Below are 21,319 nucleotides of genomic sequence, written 5' to 3'. Positions count from 1 at the left end.
TGGCCTTGCGTCACGACCATCCCCCCTGGAGGATGCACAGCCGTGCGGTACGAGGTAGGTCTTCTGACTCCCAAGCTCCACAACACTCGCTAGCCTTCTCACCGCAGACGCGTTGGAAAATCCAAACTTCGCTGCCAGCAATGGCTCTTGAAAAGAAAGTGTGTTTCAGCACTTGGTCACAGCGGCCGGGCCGTCTTGGACTTGCACCAAAGTTCCCTGTTACTTGCCTATCCTTGGAATAGATACGCAGCACCTTGTAACGTTGGGATGAATCTAGCCAGCCGACTACCGGCTGTCAAACGAAATTAGCTTTTTTTGCAGCAAGCCGCAAGGATTCATTGCTTTACGTAAAGAGTTCGGAAAACGGGCATCCCGTTGCGCCGCGTTCTACGCTCGAAATGCGTATGGTAATCCATGTCATCGCTGGCATCACGCTCTTGCACCAAATAAGGACCTTGCCAAGAAACCAGTTCGCCAATCATCGCGATCGTTGATTCATAGTAGTCCAGCACATCCGTCCAGAAATGCATTTTGCCGCCAGGCTTCAGTGCTTTATCGATCGCTTGAATCATTCGCGGATTCAGCACTCGACGCTTCTTGTGACGGGCCTTCCACCAAGGATCTGGAAAGTATACATGAACTGCCGACAACAGTCCGGCGGGCACGATTTCGTCCATCACTCGCACGCCGTCGGCGCAAAAGCACGTTGCATTGTTAAGCCCCAGCGAGTCTAGCTTCTTGGCCGACATCGCAGCATATTTGGCCGCAATCTCTAATCCAATAAAACATATGTGAGGGCTAGCGGTGGCGGCCGATCGCAGAAAAAGCCCTTTGCCAGAACCCACTTCGATCTCAATCGGACGGCTAGTCGCAAGCATGGCGGTAAATCGATCTTGATCGCCATCGAACCGAAAGATCTTATGCGCTTGTGCGTAAATCTCTTCCGCTTGCTCGGGGACTTCGTCGTGTTGCGGTTCGTGCTGCTCGATAGACATGCTGAAGGACGGTAACGCTATTCGTTAAGTGACTTATTTAAGGCCTGAGGGAGCGAAAATAGATCGCTCGTAAAATCAAAAAAGCTGACGACTGGTGGCCAATCGTCAGCTTTACAATCTGTCATCCGAAGTTTTTATCGACGGGCTGGAGGAGTGGCACTAGCGGTGGCTGCGGTCCCCAAAGCTTGCAAGACACCTTCCTCGAAAGTCAATCGAGCGATGATGCCTGTATTCATGGCTCGGCTCTCAAGCTTCACCATGTCGTTGTTAGAAAACTCAGATGCTTTAGCGATCGTTGCTTGCAGAATCGTAAGTGCTTTTTGATCCTTCACCAGCGTTTCCGCATACTGAAGTACCGGAGTTAGCTCGAAGCTCAAATCAAATGGATGCGCGGCCGCTGGTTGTGCGGCTTGTACGCGATCAATAGCTGACTTGAGATTCGATTCGGAGTTCACGCCAAACGCAAAGCCCGCTTCTTTTTCTCCAAAAGCTAGTACGAAAGGAAGCGTTTCGCCAATGGCACCACGCAAGCCATCCAAGTCCTTGTCTGGAGGCAATTGCCAAGTCCCAGCGTACAGCTTCATTCCTTTGTAATTCGCCGCGTCGCCCACAATCTTCGGCGCATACTTCTCATCCTCATACTCGCGGAACATGGCCAGCAAATCGTCGGCTAGCTCTTGCGGTTTGCTGATGCGGCCTAAAGTTTGAAGATTGAGTCCATTGTTGAAATTTATCGTATAGCAACCATCGATCTCGCCTTCGGCTACCGTCTCGCGGAAGGAATCGACCAAGATCGTTGCAAAACGCTGGATGACTTCCCGAGCTTTCGGATCGTCGACGGAAGTCTTGAGCGTTGGCTCAAGTTGCTCCATCTGCATATCGAGATTTTGGTTGGCTTGCGCGATTTCATCTGGTCCCAGTTTCGATCGATAGTGGACTTGAATCGGATCGTTCGGCTGAGCAGTTTGTAGGAACTTTGAAGTGAGCCCAGATTGCAATGCGGTTTGTTTGGCAAGCTTCGACCCTTCGACAAACTTCGTGCCGAAGTCCCATTGCACGATCTTTGCACTCTGATCAATGTTCAATCCGATCAGCAACTGCTCGGTATCGTTAATGGTGTCTTTGAATTGTTGCATCACAGCTTCGCCGCGTTGACGGTTGGCTTCCATTTCTGCCGGCGTCTTGGCATTGCCTTGATTCGCCAAAGCGGATTCAAAACCTTGGTCGAGATTTGCAAGAAACTGCTCTTTCATATCTTCGGGGATCGAGCCGAGATTCAAATTGACGCCGATGTCATAGCGTGCCACCAATGGATCAAGCAGGGCTTTTGGATTAGCGGGAATCGCCGCCAAGTCATCTTCGAATTGCGTGACGTATAGCCATTGATTTTCATAAATACCGTAGATGTTCGCCATGCCCACGGTGAGCGAATAACGATTTTGACTGAGCTCATCATGTGTCAAAAATTGCGCGTTGGCGGCGAAAAATGTGTCAAGGTCTTTGACGGGCAACATCAGAAACATCTTCGGCTGTGCGTCATCCAACAATGTGACGGTCAACCCGATCGGGCGAGTTCGATCCAGCCCCTGTCCATACTGATTGGCAAACAGGGTGATGAAGCCAGCATAGGATTGCTGGCCAGAGGCCCGCGTCAGATAGATCAGGTCAGGGATAAGTTTGTCGAAACTGTTGATTGCCAAAACGACGGTTGGTTTGTCGGTGCCCACCGCGACCGCAGCAGCAGATCTTTCTTGAGCCCGAATGGTTGGGCACACGGCCACCGCCAACGCGAGCAAGACAGACAATGCGCCAAGAGTTCGCGCCTGAAGTACTTTCACAATCATTATCTCCAATCCTTCGTTACAAAACAGATTTCGCAGAGCGTACAAGGTTCATATTGTGGCACGTACCGGGTTCATCTGGGTAGGGGGTTTAGGGATATTCGCATATTTTTCAGAGACATTGCTTTCATCTCGAAAAAATATTGCTTTTCAGGCTCGTTGAGACAGCATTGCACAGCAAAAAAAAACGGTCCACCCGAAGGTGAACCGTTTGAGCTGGCACTTTGAGGCGATCAGCTTAACCGTTAGCTGTCGACTTCGGTTAACGCTTCATCTTCAACGTCGGCGTCGACGATCCCTTCTGGCCCGGCGTAACCGCCTGCAGCCATGATCTTCTCGCGGATCTCCGCAGTCACTTCCGGGTTTTCAATCAAGAAGTTTCGAGCCTTCTCTTTACCCTGCCCCAAATACACTTCGCCATACTTGAACCAAGCACCGCTGCGGTTGACGATCTTATGCAGCGTCCCCAGATCCAAAACGTCGCCTTCGTAGCTAATGCCGCCGGTGTGCATCATGTCGAATTCCGCAATACGGAAAGGAGGAGCCACCTTGTTCTTCACGATCTTGGCTTTGACGCGTTGTCCGACCACTTCTTCGCCATCTTTCAATTGCCCGGTTCGACGGATATCAATTCGACAAGAAGCATAGAACTTCAGCGCGCGCCCACCGGAGGTCGTTTCGGGCGACCCGAACATCACGCCGACTTTTTCACGAATCTGGTTGATGAAGATTACGGTCGCTTTGCTGCGAGCGATCGCTCCAGTCAACTTTCGCATCGATTGGCTCATCAGTCTCGCTTGCAAGCCGATATGCGAATCGCCAATTTCTCCTTCCAATTCTTGCTTGGGCACCAACGCCGCTACCGAGTCGATCACGATGACGTCCACCGCGTTGCTTTTGACGAGCATCTCGGTGATCTGCATAGCTTCTTCACCGCTACTGGGCTGTGAAACCAAGAGGGTATCTAGTTCGACACCGATTTTCTTTCCCCAGGTGGGGTCAAACGCATGTTCTGCGTCGATAATCGCTGCGATCCCGCCTGCGTGCTGCGCTTCGGCGCAGATATGCAAAGCGAGCGTCGTCTTACCGCTGGACTCTGGGCCAAAGATCTCGATGATCCGTCCCCTGGGAACACCCACACCTCCCAAAGCCATATCCAATGAGAGAGAACCGGTGGTAATTCCCTCAATTTTCAGTTGAGCTTCGCCGCCCAGCGGCATAATCGAACCTTCGCCGAACTGCTTTTCAATCTGTTGCAGCGTCGTCTTAAGCCCAGGTTCACGTTTGAGCACGCCCTCCATGCCGTTCAACGTCTTTTCCGTGACTTTTTCATTCTTCTTTTTAGCGGCCATTACCTCATCTCCTATCGATGACTACATACACGTGAAGAAAACCTGAACGTATCTTCGAATTCACTTTCTCGGATCGTTTTTCTGTAACTGTAAAGATTATCCGATTCGGCTGTGACACGTATGGTCACTGACTCAAGAAGTCGCGGCATTTTTTCGAAAATTTTGCGTTCCTTCATCGCTAGCTTTCCACGGTTGTCGCTGTCTTTGCACCACTTTTCAGCTCAGTAACAACCCGTGACAGATACCGTCTTTTTCCCCTGAAGGCTGTTTTCAGCCAGCCATTTGACCGTCGGCTGTGACACATTCTTGGGTTCAGGGGCAACAGAACTCCCGTTTTCCTAGTTTTACGGGCTTGACGGTTGGTAATTATTCAGTTGGACGTAAGATGATGGCTTTAGATTTGTAGTGCCATCGCAATTCCTAAACCTTGCCGGATGGCCAAATATGATCACTACATCGATTGAGGATAAATTGTCAAATCGTAACAGCGGCACCCGCTCTACCAAAAAAGGCGCTGTCGATCACGCACGTATTGAAGCAGCGGTTCGCGAAATTCTGATCGCCGTCGGCGAGGACCCTGATCGCGAAGGTTTGCTTGAAACACCCGCCCGAGTCGCTCGCATGTACGCGGAAGTTTTTGCAGGCTTGCACGCCGATCCAGCCAAACATCTGCATCGTGTCTTTAAAGAACGTTATGACGAAGTGGTTTTAGTACGCGACATCCAGTTCAATAGCATGTGCGAACATCACTTACTGCCCTTCAACGGCCAAGCCCATATCGGATATTTGCCCGACGGTAAAGTGGTCGGGCTGAGCAAGTTAGCTCGCGTCGTCGATGAAGTAGCTCGTCGCCCCCAAGTCCAAGAGCGTATGACCGAGACCATCGCAGACTTAGTCGAGCAAGAACTCAGCGCCCGCGGCGTGGCAGTGGTCGTCCAGGCCACGCATTCCTGCATGACCATGCGTGGCATCAAGAAGCCAGGTAGCTTGTGCGTGACAAGCGCTCTACGCGGCATTTTCCGCGAAGACCAGGCGAGCCGAACGGAGATTCTTGGACTGATCTTGAATCACCACCGCTAACAATAGTGTTCCGAGAAGGCGCTCGAATGACCATCAGACGCCGACGTAACACTTCTATTTCACCCTCCCGTTTCGGGCGGGGCAACCATGTGCCCAGTTTTTGCCATTGGATTGGTGCGCTAACTTAGCACACCAATCCTATTGCGACGCGTTGGGGCAAGCCCAACGGTCGCTCAGAGCTCGCGATCTCCGAACGTTGTGCCTTGGTCTTCTGTCTTTCCAATGCTCCCGGCTTGTCCGGGAGATTGTTACGTTTCTAGCTACATGCTTACGACCATACAACCTCTTTAACGCTAATGCTCCTGGCTTGCCCAGGAGATCGTTCCGTTTCTTGCTAGAGAGCGATGTTAACTAGCGAGGAACCGAACGATCCACCGGACGAGCCGGTGGGATTCCCGTTATGGCGGGCTCTTTGCTGTAGCGAGAAACCCAACCATCCACTGGACAAGCCAGTGGGATTCGGTTCACGCTGTGGTGCAAGCATCGACGCGCAGCGGGGCGATGCGCCCAGTCTTCGCCATGAGATTGGTGCGCTAAGAGCGATATAACCATTCTCTTGCCCCCATTCTGTTGCCCAATCTTCGCCATGGGATTGGTGCCCTAAAGCATGACGTGCGAGCATGTCCGATTGGGGCTTGCCCCCATCGGACACCGCTTTGGAGTTCTAGACAGCGTGCCCAGCGAACTTAGCAACACCAATCCTATTGCGACGCGTTGGGGCAAGCCCAACGGGCGCTCAAAACTCGCGATCTCAGAACGATGTGCCTTGTGGCCTTCTGTCTTTCCAATGCTCCCGGCTTGTCCGGGAGATACTTCCATTTCTGCGACTTAAGGTTAAACGAAATCGATGATGAGAAAATTATCTAGGTCGATACGCGATGTTTGACGAGCTCAATTGCTCGGCGAGCATGTTATCGATCTCAGCCACCTCGAGTTCGGGATTGAATCGCTCACCTGCTATCAACAGCAACGGACCGTCCAATCCTACTTGCCGCACATCTAAACCATGATGCCGCGTTAGTTCCAACGTCGCCAGGAAAAGCCCCACCAACGTGCTCTTGTGCTGGCCAGGTACAAACAGCGACTGCAATTCAATTTGTTTATGAGCAATGACTTTTTCATGGATCGTACGCATATGCACATGCATCGGCGTTTCGTCGTAGATCACTGTTTCTGTTGGGGCTGGTTGGCGTTCACGTAGAATGCGACCGAAGGCACTGACTAAATCCCAAACTTCGATTCGCTCCAAAGGTTGATCTTCGGTAGCGATGAAACGTGTGGGCAAATCGGTGACCAACCGCGGATAACGCATTTGCCACTCGATAGCACGTTCTTCCAATACACTTGCGGCATCGCGGAAGCGTTTGTACTCCAGCAATCGCAAGACCAGTTGATCATCTTGTTCGTCAAACGCGGCGGCTTCAGATACCAGTTCCTCTTGTGGAGTTGGTAAGACTGCTTTCGCTTTCATCTCCACCAGCAGCGCGGCAATCTCTAAAAAATCGCCCACGCCATCGATGTCCAGCGTTTCGAGCACTTCGATAAAGTCGATGAATTGGTGCGTGATCTTCGCCAGCGAGACATCGACTAAGTCCAGTTCTTCACGTCGAACAAGATACAGCAGCAGATCCAAAGGACCTGCATAAACATCCAGATCGATCGTGAAGTTTTCCATGATGGCGTATACCGCTGAGGATCGTGAAATGATCTATCGAGTCACACCGACGCTGAAACTAAACACTTGCGTTTGATCGCCGTCTGCTTCGTTCAGCGGGAATGCAAAATCGAACGCCAGTGGGGCAGGTCCCATCGCTGGCACTGCGACACGCAATCCAAGTCCTGGTGCCACGCGGAAGTTGTCCCAGTTGAAATCGATATCGCGTTCAATGATACCGTAGTCGACGAACGTTACTAATCGCAACATATCATCGGCCGTCAGCGGCATCATGTATTCCAGCGAACCGAGGAACTGCATCCGTCCTCCAACTTGCACAGTGTTTTCCGTCGGGCTTGCACCGCGAAATCGGAAACCTCGCAAAGTCGTAAAACCACCAGCAAAAAAGTTTTCAAAGATCGGAGTGTCCTCGCCGCTGAAACCCAGACGATGTGCAGAAGTCAAAGTGTGACGTCCACCACCGTCGGCTCGCTCGCGAATCAGGAAGTAACGGCTGTAATTCAACTGGATACGAGGGAAATCGTATTCACCGAAGACTTGATCATAGATCGCTTCGAAGAAGTGGCCCTCGGTAGGCAAGAACGGGCTATCGCGTGTGTTGTGAGTCAATCGAACGCGACCTGTATAAACGTCGTTGTCACCTAAAGCGCGTTCCAGAATCTGAATACCGGCGACTCGCGGATCGGAAATTTCAACATTCTCCAAACGAATCTCGGAGCTTACCTGCAAGTCTGGCGTTACCACATAGCCGATCGCGACACGACCACCTAACCGTTCTTCGTCGTAATCACGATAGATGCGGTTGAAGAAGAATCCGCCGACGGACAAACTGAACGGCGAGTAACCAAACAGATTCGGTTCGGTCCAATCTACCGAATAGCGTTGCACTTGATTACCGGGTACCGCTTCCAGACGAAAGTTTTGCCCACCCCCACGGAATGCTCCGTTGAAGAGATCGCGAAACCCGCGCGGAAAACGCGTGATATCAAAGTTACGCTCTTCCAAGATGACTTGCCCAGCGACTCCTAAGTCGGTATTGACCGAACCACCCAAAATGAATCGCCCCGTTTGAGCTTCTTGCAAATAAACATCGATCGGAACGTCGCGGACTCGCGGTTGATACAGCCCGCTGGTGTTGGCTCCATTGGCATTGATCGTCCATGGTGAACTGAGCGGCGGCAACGGATCGCCAAGCCCAACCGGAGCTGGCAGTGTGTTGCCGGGCATCATCGGTTGATTCGGAACGGGGAAGCCTTGAACGTTTTCAGGGTTGCCAAATGGTGGCTGAGTTGCAAACTGCTGCTGCTGCGTTGTAAATGGCTGCTGCGTGACATAGGGCTGTTGCGCACCAAACGACTGGCTATTTACTGGAGGGGGGGCGATTTGAGTTGTGTTCCCCCATGGATCGCTGGTGATGGTCGGCGCACCGTAATAGTCCGAAGCCGGCGCGAAACCGGAGTTCGGAGCGGGCAATTGGTTGTAGTTGGGCTGATTATTGAAGCTTGGCTGAGGTTGAAAGCTTGGCTGGTTACTGTACCGATTGGGGATATCTTGAGCTGTTGCAGGCATCGACAGCAGGCTCATGCCCAGCACTGCGCACAAAAACGTCACCCACCTACAAAGCACTCGCTGCACCATGTCACACGCTGAAAACTGGCGGTTTGCACGACTCCCCAAAGCCATGCACTGCGCACTTGTGCTTTGCTCAAGCGGCTGCAAAAACAATCGCAACTTCCGCATTGGCGATGGCTCTTTCGTAGTTTTTGGTTGCGATATCATTGTGGTCTAGTTCGAAGAGTGCGTTGTTTCTCAAGGCAAACTGCAACGGTTGCTTGCAGCTTGGCAAATCTTAGTTGTTCAAGCATTGGCATTAGAAGTTGTCTTCAAAGCTGCCCTTTAAGTCATCTTCATTGAAAGGACGAATTACGATCCGGGGTGGATCTCCGTTGGCTGGATTGGATTCAAAGATCGTGCTGTTACTCAAACGACGTTTCGCGTTTGTAACTTCGGTAGCATCGATAATTGCACCAGGTCGCAAATAGCCCATCAGGTTCATAGGGACTCGCTGCTTGGTATACGATTTATCGCCATTGATGTGAATATTGATATCACTGCAGCGATAGATGTCGCCTTCATCGATTTCATAGACGATGTCGACGAGATGGTTTTCTGGGTCCAGTTCCAGGCGAGCGATCACTTCGCAAAAGATGAATCCGACGGAGCCATATGCATCGCGCAGAAAGCGTTCGTCTTTCATCTTGCGAGCTTGACGATACTCGGTGTTCGCTTTCACATCGAGAAAGGGTTCGATCGCTTCGGTGGGATAGTATTGATTCCCCTCGACGGATACATTGCGGACGCGATAAGGTTTGCCTTCTGAGATCACGAAGGTCAGATTGACAAACTTGCCCGCTTGATCGTACTCCATGGTGTGGCGGATGCGCGCATCAAAGTATCCCAGCGATCGGTAGTATTCGGTCAGCCCGATCACATCATCTTCGATCGTATCCAGCGAAGCTCGATTGAACATGTACATCGTGAGCTTGGGGATGTACCGATTGCCGTCCTTGGTTCGAATTTTTGTCTTTAAGATCTCCGAGTTGAAGGCCTCGTTGCCTATAAACCGAATGCTTGCGACCCGTTCCAGTTCGCCTTCGCTGATGCGATAGACAATCTCGCGGTCGTTGGGTTTGTCGCCCTCGTGGACCTCGACATTGGCATGATTGAAGCCTTCGGATTTATAGTATTCTTCAAGACGATTTCGAGCCGCCAGTACGGTATGAGGGCTGATGGGGTCGCCGACCTGAAAGCCGCAATACTTCAGCAGCTTCTTGTCGCTGAAGACGCGGTTACCGTGGAAAGTAATTTTCCGTATGGTCGGTTTTTCGGTAACCACCAGCTTGATCTGCACGGTCCCGGTCGCTTCGTCTTCGAAGAACGTTGGCCGAATCTGCTGGAAGAAGCCGGTTCGATAAAGTTCCGCAATGTCGCGAGCAAAAACATCGCTGTCGAAGATGCGATCTTCTCGTGTTTGCATATGCGAAAGAACATTGTGCTCCGAGATCGATTCGTTACCTTCGATCATGACTCGAGTCACCTGCTTGCCATTCTTGGAATCTCGCAGCGTTGGACCGCCGGAGGCAAAGAGCCGGTCTTTGAATTTTGGCTCATTGAATGCCGGCAGAGCAGATTGGACGCTATCGGCCCCTTGGCTCAGCAGACGTGCCTGCGGCATGAATGCAAGGGCCATCACTAGCCCCACCGCACCGACTGTTGTCAGTCTGCGTAGGACAGTCAAATTAGGTTGTTTTTCCTGCATGCGCATTACCCTCCATGGAATTTGCACAATGGTGTCGTGGACTTGTTTAGTAGCGAAACGGCGAGACAAATGCAATGCGATTATCAATTCTAAAATCGCGATAAAGTCGGAGTATTCAATCTTCCATTGCATGCAGAGGGATAAATTTGGTAGTCAAATCGTGTCGCTTGGACAAACCATTCCCCCCTATTGGTAAAGCATGACCATGTCGCCGGTTTCGCAAGAATCGAGTACCGCTACACTTCCCCAGATGGAAGGCGTGCTCGACTTGCAGCCAGAGCACTTACGACAAACGCGTGCCCAAATCGCGGCCCTGGTCGCTGATATCGCAGCGGCTTCGCGTCAACTGAAAGATCGCGAGCAGTTCTTTCAAATCGCGTTGCAACGCATGCGGGAAGCAATGGGGGCCGTCGGCGTTGCCATTTGGGAAGTTTCTCAAGAGGGACAATGGTCCGTAGCGTCGGCGATCGAATTGCCTGCCTGCTTGCTAGCTGCGGACACTTCACAACAGCGAAACGATAGCAAGTCAGAAGTCGATCCGTTTGACTCACTTTTCCAAATCGAGCGTCGCATCGAAGCGGTCGAAGAACTGGCCGCCGAGCCAATCGCCAGTCTGCAGGCAGCATCGGAGCTATCGGAACCAGAAGGTCATCCTTCGCAAGAGCATGCGGCGATTCTGCATGTACTTGCCAGCGATAAACAACCGACGCTGGTGCCTCCTTCGCTACACAGTTCGCCGTCAGGACGACCTCCGAACACAAGCCCTTACTGTTTAGTGTATGCACCGGTACGTATGGAGACTCGCGGGTGTCGGTTCTGGCTACAAGCGGTCCTCACTCCTTCCGGCGGGCCTGCCACGCATCGCGGCTATCTCAGATTCGTGGTTCAAATATCAGAACTGGTCGCAGATTTTCTACGCAGCTTTGAACTGCGTGAGTTGAAACGAGCCAAAAGTGTCTTTGAGGCCGCTCAACAAATCACAGCGCGACTGGACGAAGCACATCGAACGGGCCTGACAGCCACGCTTTCCCCCAAAGACTTGGGTCAGATCGAAGAGACAAGCGTGGTCAAAACGATCATGCACTGGGCGCAAGCCGATGAAGCTTTCTACGCGTATCAGAACGACTTACATACGACGATCAAACTAAGTTGTCGAGCGAATGAACTTCGCATCTCCGAACAAGGCACCGCATTTCTTGAGTTGACCAAGTTCTTCCAACGCCGCGCGGCGATCGATGTTGCAGATTCCCCCGCGGTAGTCACCGCAGTCTTTTCTGCAGATGATCCAGCCGAACGCAAGCTTCACGAATTGTTTGGTACCCAAGCAATCGCTTGGCTTCCAGTACACGCTTGTCAGTCCAACCGAAAGCAGCATCCGAATTTCGTAGGCCTACTGCTGTTTTGGTATCGTAACGAGCTTGAAGACTTGCCGCAGGATTTGAGCCAAAGGATGGCCGAAATCGCGCCGGTGGTACGGTTGTCGACCGAGCTGCTGCAGCACAGTCCCGTTGGATCTACTCTGCGCGAGAATCGCAGGCCCAAGTCGACTTCCGTCGTGCGCCGGATTCTTGCCAAACCGTCGACGCGGATTGGGCTACTGGTGGCCGTGTTTGCAGCAGTGTGTTGCATTCCTGTGCCACTTACACTCACAGCGCCCGCCACCCTGGTGCCAGCGCAACTGCAAACCGTGTATTCGCCCGCGACAGGAATCGTCGATGATGTGCTGGTGCGTTATGGCCAAACCGTAACGGCTCAACAACCGATCTTACGCATCAAGAGTATCGACTTGGAAAATGAATATGAGTCCCTGGTCGCTGAACGCGTGGAGAATGAGCAACGACGACGCGATATCGAAATGCATTTGTTGCGATCAAGCGATCTGCCGCCGCAACAACGCTCGTCATTAGAAGGCGAAATGCAGACTTTGTCGGTCATCCTGCGCACTCAAGCCGAACGTCTCGCGCTGCTTGAACAGCAAATGCGAGAACTTGAAGTGCAAGCTCGCATTAAAGGCGTCGTAGGAACTTGGAAGATCGACTCGCTGCTTCACAATAAGCCTGTCATCTTCGGGCAACCGTTGGCCACAATCTACGATCCTGAATCCGATTGGGGGTTCGAGATTGCATTGCGAGAAGAAGACCTTGGCCAATTCTTAGATTACTTGAGCACTATGGGCCAGCCAGTGTTGAAGTGTCGCTTGGACAGCTCGCCGCTAAAGCTTATCGACTTGCAAGTTCAGCCAACCAGCGCTGGCCAATATGTGCTGCATCGCAGTTTGGATGGTTTACCCATTGTTCCCATCTATGCCACCGTGGATCCTGCGATGGTGCCTCAGTTAACGCCAGGAGCGACGGCGACCGTCGAAGTCATCGTGGGGAAACAACCGGTTATTTGGGTATTGTCGCGTGATCTCGTGCTCAATCTATGGGCGAAGGTACGGTTATGGTTGTAAAGATTATTGATGTCATCGCGCGAGCACTTTACAGGAGAGTCGCCTTTTGCTCCGCAAAAGTTGCGATGAGGAATGCTGCTTTCGTGGAGCGAAAGGCGACTAAGAGGTATCCATCGATTCGCAGCGAAAGGCAACGCATATTTGCCGTTCGAAGCTCCGCTCTGTCCGCGGTCTTCGTTCTGTTCCCTTTGACAGTTATTTCACATGCCCAAAATTTTACGAGTGTCGCTGCACCTGACAGCGCACAAGGCATGGTTTTGCCCAACTGCCCAGTGTTCGCGATCGATGCTATCGAACTGCCCGCTCAAGAAACAGGGGTGCTTTCCGAATTCAATATTCAACCAGGTAGCGAAGTTAAGTCTGGACAGATCCTTGCCAAATTGGATGCTACCGCTGTACTTATGGAAGAGGGCATCGCCATGTCCAACGCCGCACTGGCGAAAGAGATCGCCAACGACACAACGGACGAAGCATTTGCGGCATCAGTTTTAAACGAAGCGAAAATCGCTTTGGAAAACTATCGCGAAATCGATCGACGTGGGGCGGCCAGTGAAGCGGAACTGCGTTCACGCCAATTGTCCCTAGAGCAAGCGCAATTAAAGCTTCAACATGAGAAGCTTGCTCGAAAGCAGTTGCTTGCCAAAGCGGATCTATCTCAGAAAAGCCTTGAAGCCATTCGACAGAGATTGAAGAAATTTGAAATCGCCGCTCCCTTCGATGGCCAATTGACCAAAAGCAACAAACGGGCAGGCGAATGGGTACAAGCAGGCGAAAGTATCGCATCGCTGGTTCGATTGAGCGAGCTGCGCGTCGATGCTTTTGTGCCATTGCAAGGACGTCACCCCTCGTTGTTGATTGGACGCAGCGTTTGGGTCACCTTGCCGTATATGGAAGCAAGCGACAAATCAAATCGCGTAGGCGGTCGCATCACCCACTTTGACCCTGAAGTCACCAGTGCTGGTACCGTCCGTATTCACGCCACGATTCAGAACTATAAAGCCAACGGGTACTGGCAGTTGTTGCCCGGCATGCTCGTCACTATGCAAATCTTAGACTAAAAGTAGAACGATCATGGATGATGCAGTTTGGCTGGTCGAATCGCAAGCAGACGTCGATCTTGTAGCGTTACGGAAGAACCTAGAATGGACCGAACATGTCGGTACACAGCGTTCATGGTGGATCTTGAGCGATCCTGTGAGCAACCTACATTATCGCTGCGAAGACCTAGACGCCAAACTGTTACAGAGCTTGGACGGTTCGGTTCGTTTGAAAGACGCGATTCAGCGATTACGACATGAGTTTACGCTTGAGGCAGCTTCCTTGGAACGCATTCAAGAGACCTTGCGGTTCGCCAAGCGGAATCACTTGCTGCTGAACCTAGCGACCGAGAAGCGGCTGGAGCAAGAGTCGGCCGACTTAACCACGCAGCCTCTTCAACGACCGCAACTCCAGCGAAAGTCTGAGCTATCGCAGTGGCTATCTGGTTTAAAACGCACACTGAGTTCATTGCTGTACCAGCGGCTGCGACTGGGAAGCCCGCAACGCATTGCTACGATTCTCGCGCCACGCGTCGATTGGCTTTTTGGCCCATTATCGGTCCCCCTTTGGCTCGCGTTTATTGCCGTCAGTTGTTTAGCTTTAATGTTGGCTATAACTCGCATTGATGCCGCTGCGTGGGGTGCGGCGATCAGCTTGGGGACCATTCAAAACTGGAGTCTATGGATCGGCTGCTTGATCATTTTGGTCGTAACGAGGTTCATGCACGAAGCTGCACATGCCGTCGTTTGTGTTCGTCAAGGAGCTCGTTGTACCGAGCTTGGCGTGATGCGGATTTTGTGTATCGCATTTCCTTACGTTGATGTGACCGATGCTTGGCGAATCTCCAGTCGACGAGCTCGCATGGCGGTCTTTGCGGCCGGTGTTTACGTAGAATTGATCGTCGCAGCACTGGCTATCTGGGTGTGGTTGTTCTCGGGGACGGGCCTACTGCAAGAGTTGGCTTTTGCGACGATTGCCATTTGTCTTGGGACATCGATTCTGTTCAATGCCAACCCATTGATGAAGTATGACGGCTATCACATACTTTGCGATTACTTGGAATTGGCGGATTTGCACCGCTCGTCCTATCAGCTTTGGCAATCTTGGTTTCGGAGTCTTTTGTTGATCGAGCCACCGGCGATCGGTTCCAGGATTCGCCACGAATCATTTTCACTGCTATGCTTCTTGGGATTATATGCCCCGATCGCGAAGGCTTATCGCTATACGATCGCATTTGGAATCATGGTCGGACTTTTGATGACCTGCCACGCTTGGCGTGTCACGGAGATTGGGTGGACGATGGTCAGTATGATTGTCGTGCTAGGCATCGCGACCAGTCTTGACCAGCGATTAGCCCAGCCGACACGGCAGGGATTCTTTCAGGCTACGAAAAGCACTCCTACCTCGGGGGCTCGGTCCGCCAACCGCCTCTGGCAGCGAGCGGGACGAGCGATCGTTTGGAGTTTAGCCGCAGCTTGCCTGATGGCCTCGGTTTTCATTCCTCTGCCCCGTCGCATTCAAGCTAGTGGTTTAGTCGTTACCCAAGACCGGCAGCCGATCTATGTATCAACTCCTACCACGACTCTGGAAAGCATAGAACGTTCCGACGGCACGACCATCCGACTTGCCCGTCATTCGGCCGATCGTGAATTGATGCGGATTCTGCAATCGATTGACGAAATTGATTCCAAACAATCGGTGCTACAGCAAGCGGCATACTATCAGAAGGCCGCCTTCGATCAATTGCCAAGACTAGAGACTGTGCGCCGTTTGCGTCAACAACGCTTTGAACTATTACAGCGTCAGTCCGCTGCTTATGCGATGCAGGTTCGAGCAGCAGAACACTTTGTTCCAACGGCCTTGCCCATGCTTGAAACGCCCATCCCGTTTTCCATGCCAGGTTTAGCTGCATCGCAATCGGTCGGCCAACACAACTCAATCCTCACCGCATCCATGATTGGGCGTCGATTAGAGCAAGGGACTTTGCTGGGATATACTTGTTCGGCGGACCGTCAGCCAATCATTGAGATTCAATTGCGACAAGAAGATCGAGCGGCCGTCTTTGTGGGGCAGTCGGCCAAGGTGCGCATTGCGCAATATCCGCATGCCGTGTTTCACGCATCAGTCAGCAGGATCTCGCACTTGATCCAAGCCGCAAGCAGTCAGCAGCAGCAGCTTTTTTCAAAGGACGCTTGGCGCGGTGGCGATGCCTCCAAGGCTTACTATGAAGTCGCTTTGAGTCTCAATGAGCAGGCCTCAGAACTTGAGTTTGTTGAAGATGGAAATGCGTCGGTCGTCTTTGCTGCTTCCGGTAAAAGTCTGCTCGACCGCAGCCTTGAGTATGCCAAGCAATTGACAAGATAAGTGGACCGCAGCCACCGTTTGTTCTTTGGCAACTCAGTTAGCTTTTACCGCCGCCAAGTAGCGACTCAGTTCCTTTTTGACTTTACCAGTCAACAGTACAAGTCCCAGCACGTTGGGGAACACCAACGCGAGAATCATCGCGTCGGAAAAACGAATTACCGAATCGAGTGTTGCCGCAGCGCCAATCACAATGAAGGCACAATAGATTAGCTTGTAGGTCAAATCGGAAGTCTGACTGCGACCAAAAATGTACTTCCACGATTGTAGACCATAGTAACTCCACGAAATCATGGTCGAGACAGCAAACAAGACAATGGCCACCGTCAGCATGTATCGAAAGCCAGGCAAAACACTGTCAAAGGCCGCGGACGTCAAATCAACACCGCCAAGTCGCTGGCCGTCGATTAGCACCGCATTATTGACAACATCCCCATAAGCGAAAGTGCCATTGATGTTGAACAATACAATGACCAGAGCTGTCATTGTGCAAATGACTACTGTATCGATGAAGGGCTCTAGCAAAGCAACCACGCCTTCGGAGGCAGCGTAATGTGTCTTGACGGCTGAATGAGCGATGGCGGCTGAGCCAGCTCCAGCTTCATTGGAGAATGCCGCTCGCTGAAAGCCCACAATGATTACGCCAAGCATGCCGCCAACACCAGCGACCGGATCAAACGCTCCCGTGATGATCGCTGAAATAGCAGTCCCCAGATGTCGAATATTGAACAGGATAATGATCAACGCTGCGATGACGTAGATGATCGCCATCAAGGGTACGATCTTCTCGGTTACTTTCGCGATACGTTTGATGCCTCCAATGATCACGGCCCCTACCAAGACGGCCAAAATCAAGCCGATGGTTGCACCGGCGGCTCCGCTTTCCACTAAATACGCAAGAACACTTCGGAACGAGAACGCATTTTGATCAACATCCCCTTTTTCCACTCCAAAAATCGAGATGATCTGCTGCGTCGCTTGATTGGCTTGAAACGCATTTCCGCCACCAAACGAAGCACCGATGCATAGCAGTGCGAATATGACTGCAAGTGCTCGGCCCAGCGGAGCTAGACCAATATCCGCTAACCCATGTTGCAAATAGTACATCGGCCCGCCATGCACTGTACCGTCGCGTTCGATATCACGATACTTGACGCCCAAGGTGCATTCCACGAACTTAGTCGACATGCCCAACAGGCCACACACAATCATCCAGAACGTTGCGCCTGGACCACCCACCGCCACTGCGACGGCAACGCCTGATATGTTGCCTAAGCCAACGGTGCCAGAAACAGCAGTCGCTAATGCCTGGAAGTGCGAGACTTCCCCTGATTGATTATCCTCGGTTGTTGGCAGAGCATTGGAGTCTGATGTCGGAGCAGTCGTCGACGGCGGAGCTTCTGCATTCTTTTCGGAGTGATCCATCGCGTCGTACTTGCCGCAGACGACTTGGACTGCAAACGGTAACAACCGAACGTTGATGAATCCAAATGAAATCGTAAACAATACCGCGCTTAGCACCAGCACGATCAAAACGATTGGCACTTTCTTGCCACCACCGATCGGAACCGATGTAAAGACCAAGCTTTCCCACCAGCCAGCGATCGGAGCGAAGGCCTCGTCGATACGTTTGTCTAAGCCTTTCGGCGCGACTGCTGGATCAGGGATATTTTCCACTACAGATGTCGTGGTCACATCCTCTTGAGCAAGACTGCTGTTTGTTTGAGTCAAGCCAACGAAAGACATAGCCAGCATGAACCAGAAAAACTTCGACAACACGCACGTGGACAGAAATCGTAAGTGGCTTGGTTGCAAAGTTTTGTTGTTCACTGGAGATTCAACCTGTGGTATGGGAATTCATGGTGACGAAAACCGAATTGGCAAAGTTTAGCATGCTTAGCCACGTTTCGCACCCTCTTGAGTATGGCAAAAACTGGCCAAGCCAATAAAAAACGCGAAGGGGTGAGCTTCGCGTTAGTGTGACTTTGAATTTTGCTGTGGTGCCAGCCGAACGCTTAGAACACGTCCAAAATGAAGTGGTGGCCCCAGTGATAGCGTTGCCCTGTTGGGTAGTAATTATGCCATTTTTTGTTGTAGACCGGAATCTGCATTTCAGGCGGATAGCGATAGTACATGCTATCAGCACTACGGTAGTACTCGCTGCCGTAGTAGTTCTGCGGGTAGTAGACGTAAGGGTAGTGCATGAAGCGATTAAAGTCGCGAGGTGCGCTGTTGCCACCCCATGCAGAGCCGTATGCTTGCGGTTGCTGCGCGCTGGCCACGGAAATCATTCCAGGCAAAACAGCGGCGGCAAATGCTGCTGCGATCAGTTTCTTTCGGAACATTCCGATATCTCCACGAGCCAAGATTTGTGCTTCGATGGACCCACAACGCTTCGCCCTTTGACGAAACCAAGGTCTCTTCTCTAATCTAGCATCGGCAACGTTACATTCGATTCTTGAAGCAGAACTGGCACTTACTGCATAAGTCGGACAATCTGCACCACCGACGCTTTTGCTCGCAAAACGCAATCGTCGTTTGCCACTAGGTGGTGGATTGAAGTTAGTCGTCGTGCGCCTCGGCGAAGAAAAATATTTTGAACTTGCCTTCCGCCGTGACCACACTTGTCATCGGTCGCCTCGATAGTACTTCCATGCAAACGACGCATGCCAAGTCTGGTAAGCGGATTAGACGGTTTGCTGCTACGTTCGAACTCCAACAGTTTCAGCAGGAAGACTCAAATGGCAAAATTCTACGTGCAAAGCGGAAACCTACGACGCATCATCGATAGCCCTTCGGCTGAACATGCCGCGGTCTGGGTGGTCCATCAAGCGATGCAGCAAATCGCTCCTCAATTCTCAGATCAAGAAACCGACCAGCGCAGCGGCGGCGAGTCGCTGATCGTCCTGGGCGACGACATCGAAATCAGCGAGATTGGATTTGCTTGCGAACCAGTGTGCAAGATGGATACCTTTTCCGCTTTTCGCAAGTGGTATGCACTGTGCGAAATCGTGGGACTGCAATAACGAACCTACCAAGCGGAATTCCGCAAGCTGGCCAATTCTTACACCTGTACTCGCATCGGTCGTCATTTCAATCATAATGTCGACTGGATAACACGTATCCAACCGGACTTGAGCGTCCGGTCCTTCCCTGATTCCTCTAAATCGAAAGATTGAATGATGCTTCGAACATTTTTAAGTCTATGCCTTGCCGTTACAAGTCTCCAATTCGCTTCCTCGCTGCGTGCTGACTCGGACGCCAAGTTGCCGGCTGAATCGGGATTGACCAGTATTTTTAATGGCAAGGATTTGTCCGGATGGAGCGGGGACAGTCGTCTGTGGTCCGTTCGCGATGGCGTGATTCACGGCGAAACCACCGAAGAAAACCCCGCCAATGGAAATACGTTCCTAATCTGGCAAGATGGCAAGACGGGCGATTTCGAATTGCGATTGTCCTTTCGTTGCAACGAGTCAAACAACTCAGGCATCCAGTACCGTTCCAAGCACATTACCGATGGCAGCGTTCGCAATGATTGGGTTGTGCGCGGCTATCAACACGAGATTCGCAACGAGTTGAAGTATCCGAACGTATCCGGTTTCATTTATGACGAAGGCGGCAAGCGTGGACGCATTTGTGCAACCGGTGAAAAGGCCAAATGGACCGCTTCCGGAAAAGAATCCTTGGAGACCTTTGTGAGCGAAGAAGAGTTCCAAAAGATCTTCAAACTGGATGATTGGAACGAAGTCGTGATTATCGCGAAGGGCAATCACATTCAGCATTTCATGAATGGCAAGTTGATCTTGGATTTTACCGACGAATCGGATGCCGCGTTGCTCGATGGTGTCTTAGCGCTGCAGTTGCACGCCGGCAAGCCGATGTGGGCCGAATTTAAAGACATTCGCATCAAGACCTTGGACTAGGTTGCAGTTGTTCGTAGTACTGCCTTTAGGCGGAAACACCGTAGGCCGGTAACAAGGTCGCGATTGTTATTGCCGGAACTGCGCAGAGACGATCAATCAATATCCCAATGAGCCGGTGACGTTATCTGTCTCAAGCGACCGAAGTTCCGGCGAAGCGTGGCTCTGCTTGTTCCGGCCTACGCTCTTGAACGCTCGCCGGCATGTAAGCCGGCAGCAAGGTTGCAGTTGTTCGTAGTACCGCCTTTAGGCGGAAGCTCCGTCGGCCGGTAAGAAGGTCGCGATTGTTCTTGCCGGAACTGCGCAGAGCCGATCAATCAATATCCCAATGAGCCGGTGACGTTATCTGTCTCAAGCGACCGAAGTTCCGGCGAAGCGTGGCTCTGCTTGTTCCGGCCTACAACGCCAGATCGATCGCGTGTCCGAAGAACTGAGCGACTGGACTCGGCTGCCCAACCAGGCAGGACGACACGCCACAGTCCAGCCGCTCAGTAGTTTATCGCTGTTTCAAAAAACTGCCCGCGATCAGTTGAATGGGTCATCGCTGGAGGAAGCACCAAAGGGGTCATCGCCCGCAGGAGCGTCATCGCCAAACGGATTGGCATCATCTCCTGCAGCAGGAGCAGGCGCCGCTGGCTCGGTATCAAATGGATCGGCCGGCTGAGCTGGTGTTCTGCTGGATGGAGGTGTTCCCATTTCTTCAGGCTCGCCGCCAGTCATACCACGATCAAATGGATCTGTGGCCGAATTGAAATCCGTGGCCGGAGCTGGAATCGCAGGTGTTCGTGGTAATCGATCACGGTTCTCCAATCGAACTCGCAGGCGGATGTCTTCAATCTCGCGTCGCGTCGCGCCTTGGATACGCTCCAGTGCCTTGCTCACGTTGACGACACGGCCTGAGGTGATTTCCAGATTGGCGGCTTGCTCAAAATCGCTTATTCCGGCATCAATAATGCCACCAGACTGCTGCATCATGGCCAAGCCATGATAGTAGTAGACCCGAGGATCTTCGCTGCCAGCGGCGATGGCTTTATCGAGCCATTCGATCGCTTTGTCGGTTTGACCAGCGAAATAAGCGTGCACGCCGCGACCGTAAACTTCATCCATTACGCCTTGAGCGTTCGCCGACGCCTGAATGCAGCTAACTGCACAAACGGCAGAAAAAAGTGCGCTGAACTTTTTCATAGAAATATTCCGGAACCCATCTAACCCAGGAAAGCATATTAAACCCGAATTCAGCCTCTCAATCAGACGCTGGATTTGCACGAAGCAATCGGGTTTGTGGT

15 protein-coding genes and 1 riboswitch are annotated in these 21,319 nt (G+C 51.9%); of the genes, 6 read left to right on the top strand and 9 right to left on the bottom strand.

Translation table 11 applies throughout. The annotated features are described in order from the left end of the window. Window positions 1–36: 36 nt before the first annotated feature. Window positions 37–272, bottom strand: a riboswitch (cobalamin riboswitch). Between the two features lie 63 nt (window positions 273–335). The 3 genes from trmB to recA all read right to left on the bottom strand — a co-directional run bounded on the left by trmB (window position 336) and on the right by recA (window position 4,137). After that, window positions 336–995, bottom strand: coding sequence for a tRNA (guanosine(46)-N7)-methyltransferase TrmB (gene trmB / locus SH302x_RS22075; RefSeq protein WP_479364902.1), 660 nt, complete (start codon window positions 993–995; stop codon window positions 336–338). 134 nt (window positions 996–1,129) lie between these two features. After that, window positions 1,130–2,839, bottom strand: coding sequence for a hypothetical protein (locus tag SH302x_RS22070; RefSeq protein ID WP_479364901.1), 1,710 nt, complete (start codon window positions 2,837–2,839; stop codon window positions 1,130–1,132). 242 nt (window positions 2,840–3,081) lie between these two features. Next, complete coding sequence (recA, locus tag SH302x_RS22065) at window positions 3,082–4,137, bottom strand: recombinase RecA (RefSeq protein WP_479369303.1); 1,056 nt, start codon at window positions 4,135–4,137, stop codon at window positions 3,082–3,084. A gap of 495 nt (window positions 4,138–4,632) precedes the next feature. On the opposite strand from recA, the gene folE reads away from it, so the two are divergent. Beyond that, window positions 4,633–5,268 carry a GTP cyclohydrolase I FolE gene (folE, locus tag SH302x_RS22060; RefSeq protein WP_479364899.1) on the top strand — a complete coding sequence of 212 codons (636 nt, stop codon included), beginning with the start codon at window positions 4,633–4,635 and terminating at the stop codon, window positions 5,266–5,268. A gap of 859 nt (window positions 5,269–6,127) precedes the next feature. Here folE and SH302x_RS22055 read toward each other — a convergent pair. The 3 genes from SH302x_RS22055 to SH302x_RS22045 all read right to left on the bottom strand — a co-directional run bounded on the left by SH302x_RS22055 (window position 6,128) and on the right by SH302x_RS22045 (window position 10,262). Continuing rightward, window positions 6,128–6,943: a segregation and condensation protein A gene (locus SH302x_RS22055; RefSeq protein WP_479364898.1), complete on the bottom strand. Its 816-nt coding sequence runs from the start codon at window positions 6,941–6,943 to the stop codon at window positions 6,128–6,130. 33 nt (window positions 6,944–6,976) lie between these two features. Continuing rightward, window positions 6,977–8,683: a BamA/OMP85 family outer membrane protein gene (locus tag SH302x_RS22050; RefSeq protein WP_479364897.1), complete on the bottom strand. Its 1,707-nt coding sequence runs from the start codon at window positions 8,681–8,683 to the stop codon at window positions 6,977–6,979. A gap of 130 nt (window positions 8,684–8,813) precedes the next feature. Continuing rightward, complete coding sequence (locus SH302x_RS22045; protein WP_479364896.1) at window positions 8,814–10,262, bottom strand: BamA/OMP85 family outer membrane protein; 1,449 nt, start codon at window positions 10,260–10,262, stop codon at window positions 8,814–8,816. A 199-nt stretch (window positions 10,263–10,461) separates the two neighbouring features. Here SH302x_RS22045 and SH302x_RS22040 point away from each other — a divergent pair, with 199 nt between their 5' ends. The 3 genes from SH302x_RS22040 to SH302x_RS22030 all read left to right on the top strand — a co-directional run bounded on the left by SH302x_RS22040 (window position 10,462) and on the right by SH302x_RS22030 (window position 16,116). Further along, on the top strand, window positions 10,462–12,714 hold the full coding sequence (locus SH302x_RS22040) for an efflux RND transporter periplasmic adaptor subunit (protein WP_479364895.1): 2,253 nt from the start codon (window positions 10,462–10,464) through the stop codon (window positions 12,712–12,714). Between the two features lie 188 nt (window positions 12,715–12,902). Further along, a complete protein-coding gene (locus SH302x_RS22035) occupies window positions 12,903–13,772 on the top strand; it encodes an efflux RND transporter periplasmic adaptor subunit (protein WP_479364893.1) in 870 nt (289 codons plus the stop codon). A gap of 13 nt (window positions 13,773–13,785) precedes the next feature. Continuing rightward, window positions 13,786–16,116 carry a site-2 protease family protein gene (locus tag SH302x_RS22030; RefSeq protein ID WP_479364891.1) on the top strand — a complete coding sequence of 777 codons (2,331 nt, stop codon included), beginning with the start codon at window positions 13,786–13,788 and terminating at the stop codon, window positions 16,114–16,116. Between the two features lie 33 nt (window positions 16,117–16,149). Here SH302x_RS22030 and SH302x_RS22025 read toward each other — a convergent pair whose 3' ends face one another. Both SH302x_RS22025 and SH302x_RS22020 read right to left on the bottom strand, forming a co-directional pair. Continuing rightward, window positions 16,150–17,943 (bottom strand): alanine/glycine:cation symporter family protein, encoded by a 1,794-nt coding sequence (locus SH302x_RS22025; RefSeq protein ID WP_479364890.1) that lies wholly within the window; start codon window positions 17,941–17,943, stop codon window positions 16,150–16,152. A gap of 185 nt (window positions 17,944–18,128) precedes the next feature. Beyond that, window positions 18,129–18,458 carry a calmodulin-binding protein gene (locus SH302x_RS22020; RefSeq protein WP_479364889.1) on the bottom strand — a complete coding sequence of 110 codons (330 nt, stop codon included), beginning with the start codon at window positions 18,456–18,458 and terminating at the stop codon, window positions 18,129–18,131. Between the two features lie 396 nt (window positions 18,459–18,854). Between SH302x_RS22020 and SH302x_RS22015 the strand changes: the two genes are divergently transcribed. Continuing rightward, window positions 18,855–19,139: a hypothetical protein gene (locus SH302x_RS22015; RefSeq protein WP_479364887.1), complete on the top strand. Its 285-nt coding sequence runs from the start codon at window positions 18,855–18,857 to the stop codon at window positions 19,137–19,139. A gap of 156 nt (window positions 19,140–19,295) precedes the next feature. After that, complete coding sequence (locus tag SH302x_RS22010) at window positions 19,296–20,036, top strand: 3-keto-disaccharide hydrolase (RefSeq protein ID WP_479369302.1); 741 nt, start codon at window positions 19,296–19,298, stop codon at window positions 20,034–20,036. Window positions 20,037–20,558: 522 nt separating this feature from the next. Here the strand turns inward: SH302x_RS22010 and SH302x_RS22005 are convergent. Further along, on the bottom strand, window positions 20,559–21,218 hold the full coding sequence (locus SH302x_RS22005) for a tetratricopeptide repeat protein (protein WP_479364886.1): 660 nt from the start codon (window positions 21,216–21,218) through the stop codon (window positions 20,559–20,561). Between the last annotated feature and the right edge of the window lie 101 nt (window positions 21,219–21,319).

It is taken from the genome of Njordella calcicola, from assembly GCF_056494125.1.
Note: the sequence above shows the minus strand (reverse complement) of the source record. Positions and strands in the feature narration are given on the sequence as shown.

Bases quoted from the DNA above. Each gene is read 5' to 3' on its own strand.
- trmB (WP_479364902.1), bottom strand. From the start codon at position 995: ATGTCTATCGAGCAGCACGAACCGCAACACGACGAAGTCCCCGAGCAA.
- SH302x_RS22070 (WP_479364901.1), bottom strand. From the start codon at position 2,839: ATGATTGTGAAAGTACTTCAGGCGCGAACTCTTGGCGCATTGTCTGTC.
- recA (WP_479369303.1), bottom strand. From the start codon at position 4,137: ATGGAGGGCGTGCTCAAACGTGAACCTGGGCTTAAGACGACGCTGCAA.
- folE (WP_479364899.1), top strand. From the start codon at position 4,633: ATGATCACTACATCGATTGAGGATAAATTGTCAAATCGTAACAGCGGC.
- SH302x_RS22055 (WP_479364898.1), bottom strand. From the start codon at position 6,943: ATGGAAAACTTCACGATCGATCTGGATGTTTATGCAGGTCCTTTGGAT.
- SH302x_RS22050 (WP_479364897.1), bottom strand. From the start codon at position 8,683: ATGCGGAAGTTGCGATTGTTTTTGCAGCCGCTTGAGCAAAGCACAAGT.
- SH302x_RS22045 (WP_479364896.1), bottom strand. From the start codon at position 10,262: ATGCAGGAAAAACAACCTAATTTGACTGTCCTACGCAGACTGACAACA.
- SH302x_RS22040 (WP_479364895.1), top strand. From the start codon at position 10,462: ATGACCATGTCGCCGGTTTCGCAAGAATCGAGTACCGCTACACTTCCC.
- SH302x_RS22030 (WP_479364891.1), top strand. From the start codon at position 13,786: ATGGATGATGCAGTTTGGCTGGTCGAATCGCAAGCAGACGTCGATCTT.
- SH302x_RS22020 (WP_479364889.1), bottom strand. From the start codon at position 18,458: ATGTTCCGAAAGAAACTGATCGCAGCAGCATTTGCCGCCGCTGTTTTG.
- SH302x_RS22015 (WP_479364887.1), top strand. From the start codon at position 18,855: ATGGCAAAATTCTACGTGCAAAGCGGAAACCTACGACGCATCATCGAT.
- SH302x_RS22010 (WP_479369302.1), top strand. From the start codon at position 19,296: ATGCTTCGAACATTTTTAAGTCTATGCCTTGCCGTTACAAGTCTCCAA.
- SH302x_RS22005 (WP_479364886.1), bottom strand. From the start codon at position 21,218: ATGAAAAAGTTCAGCGCACTTTTTTCTGCCGTTTGTGCAGTTAGCTGC.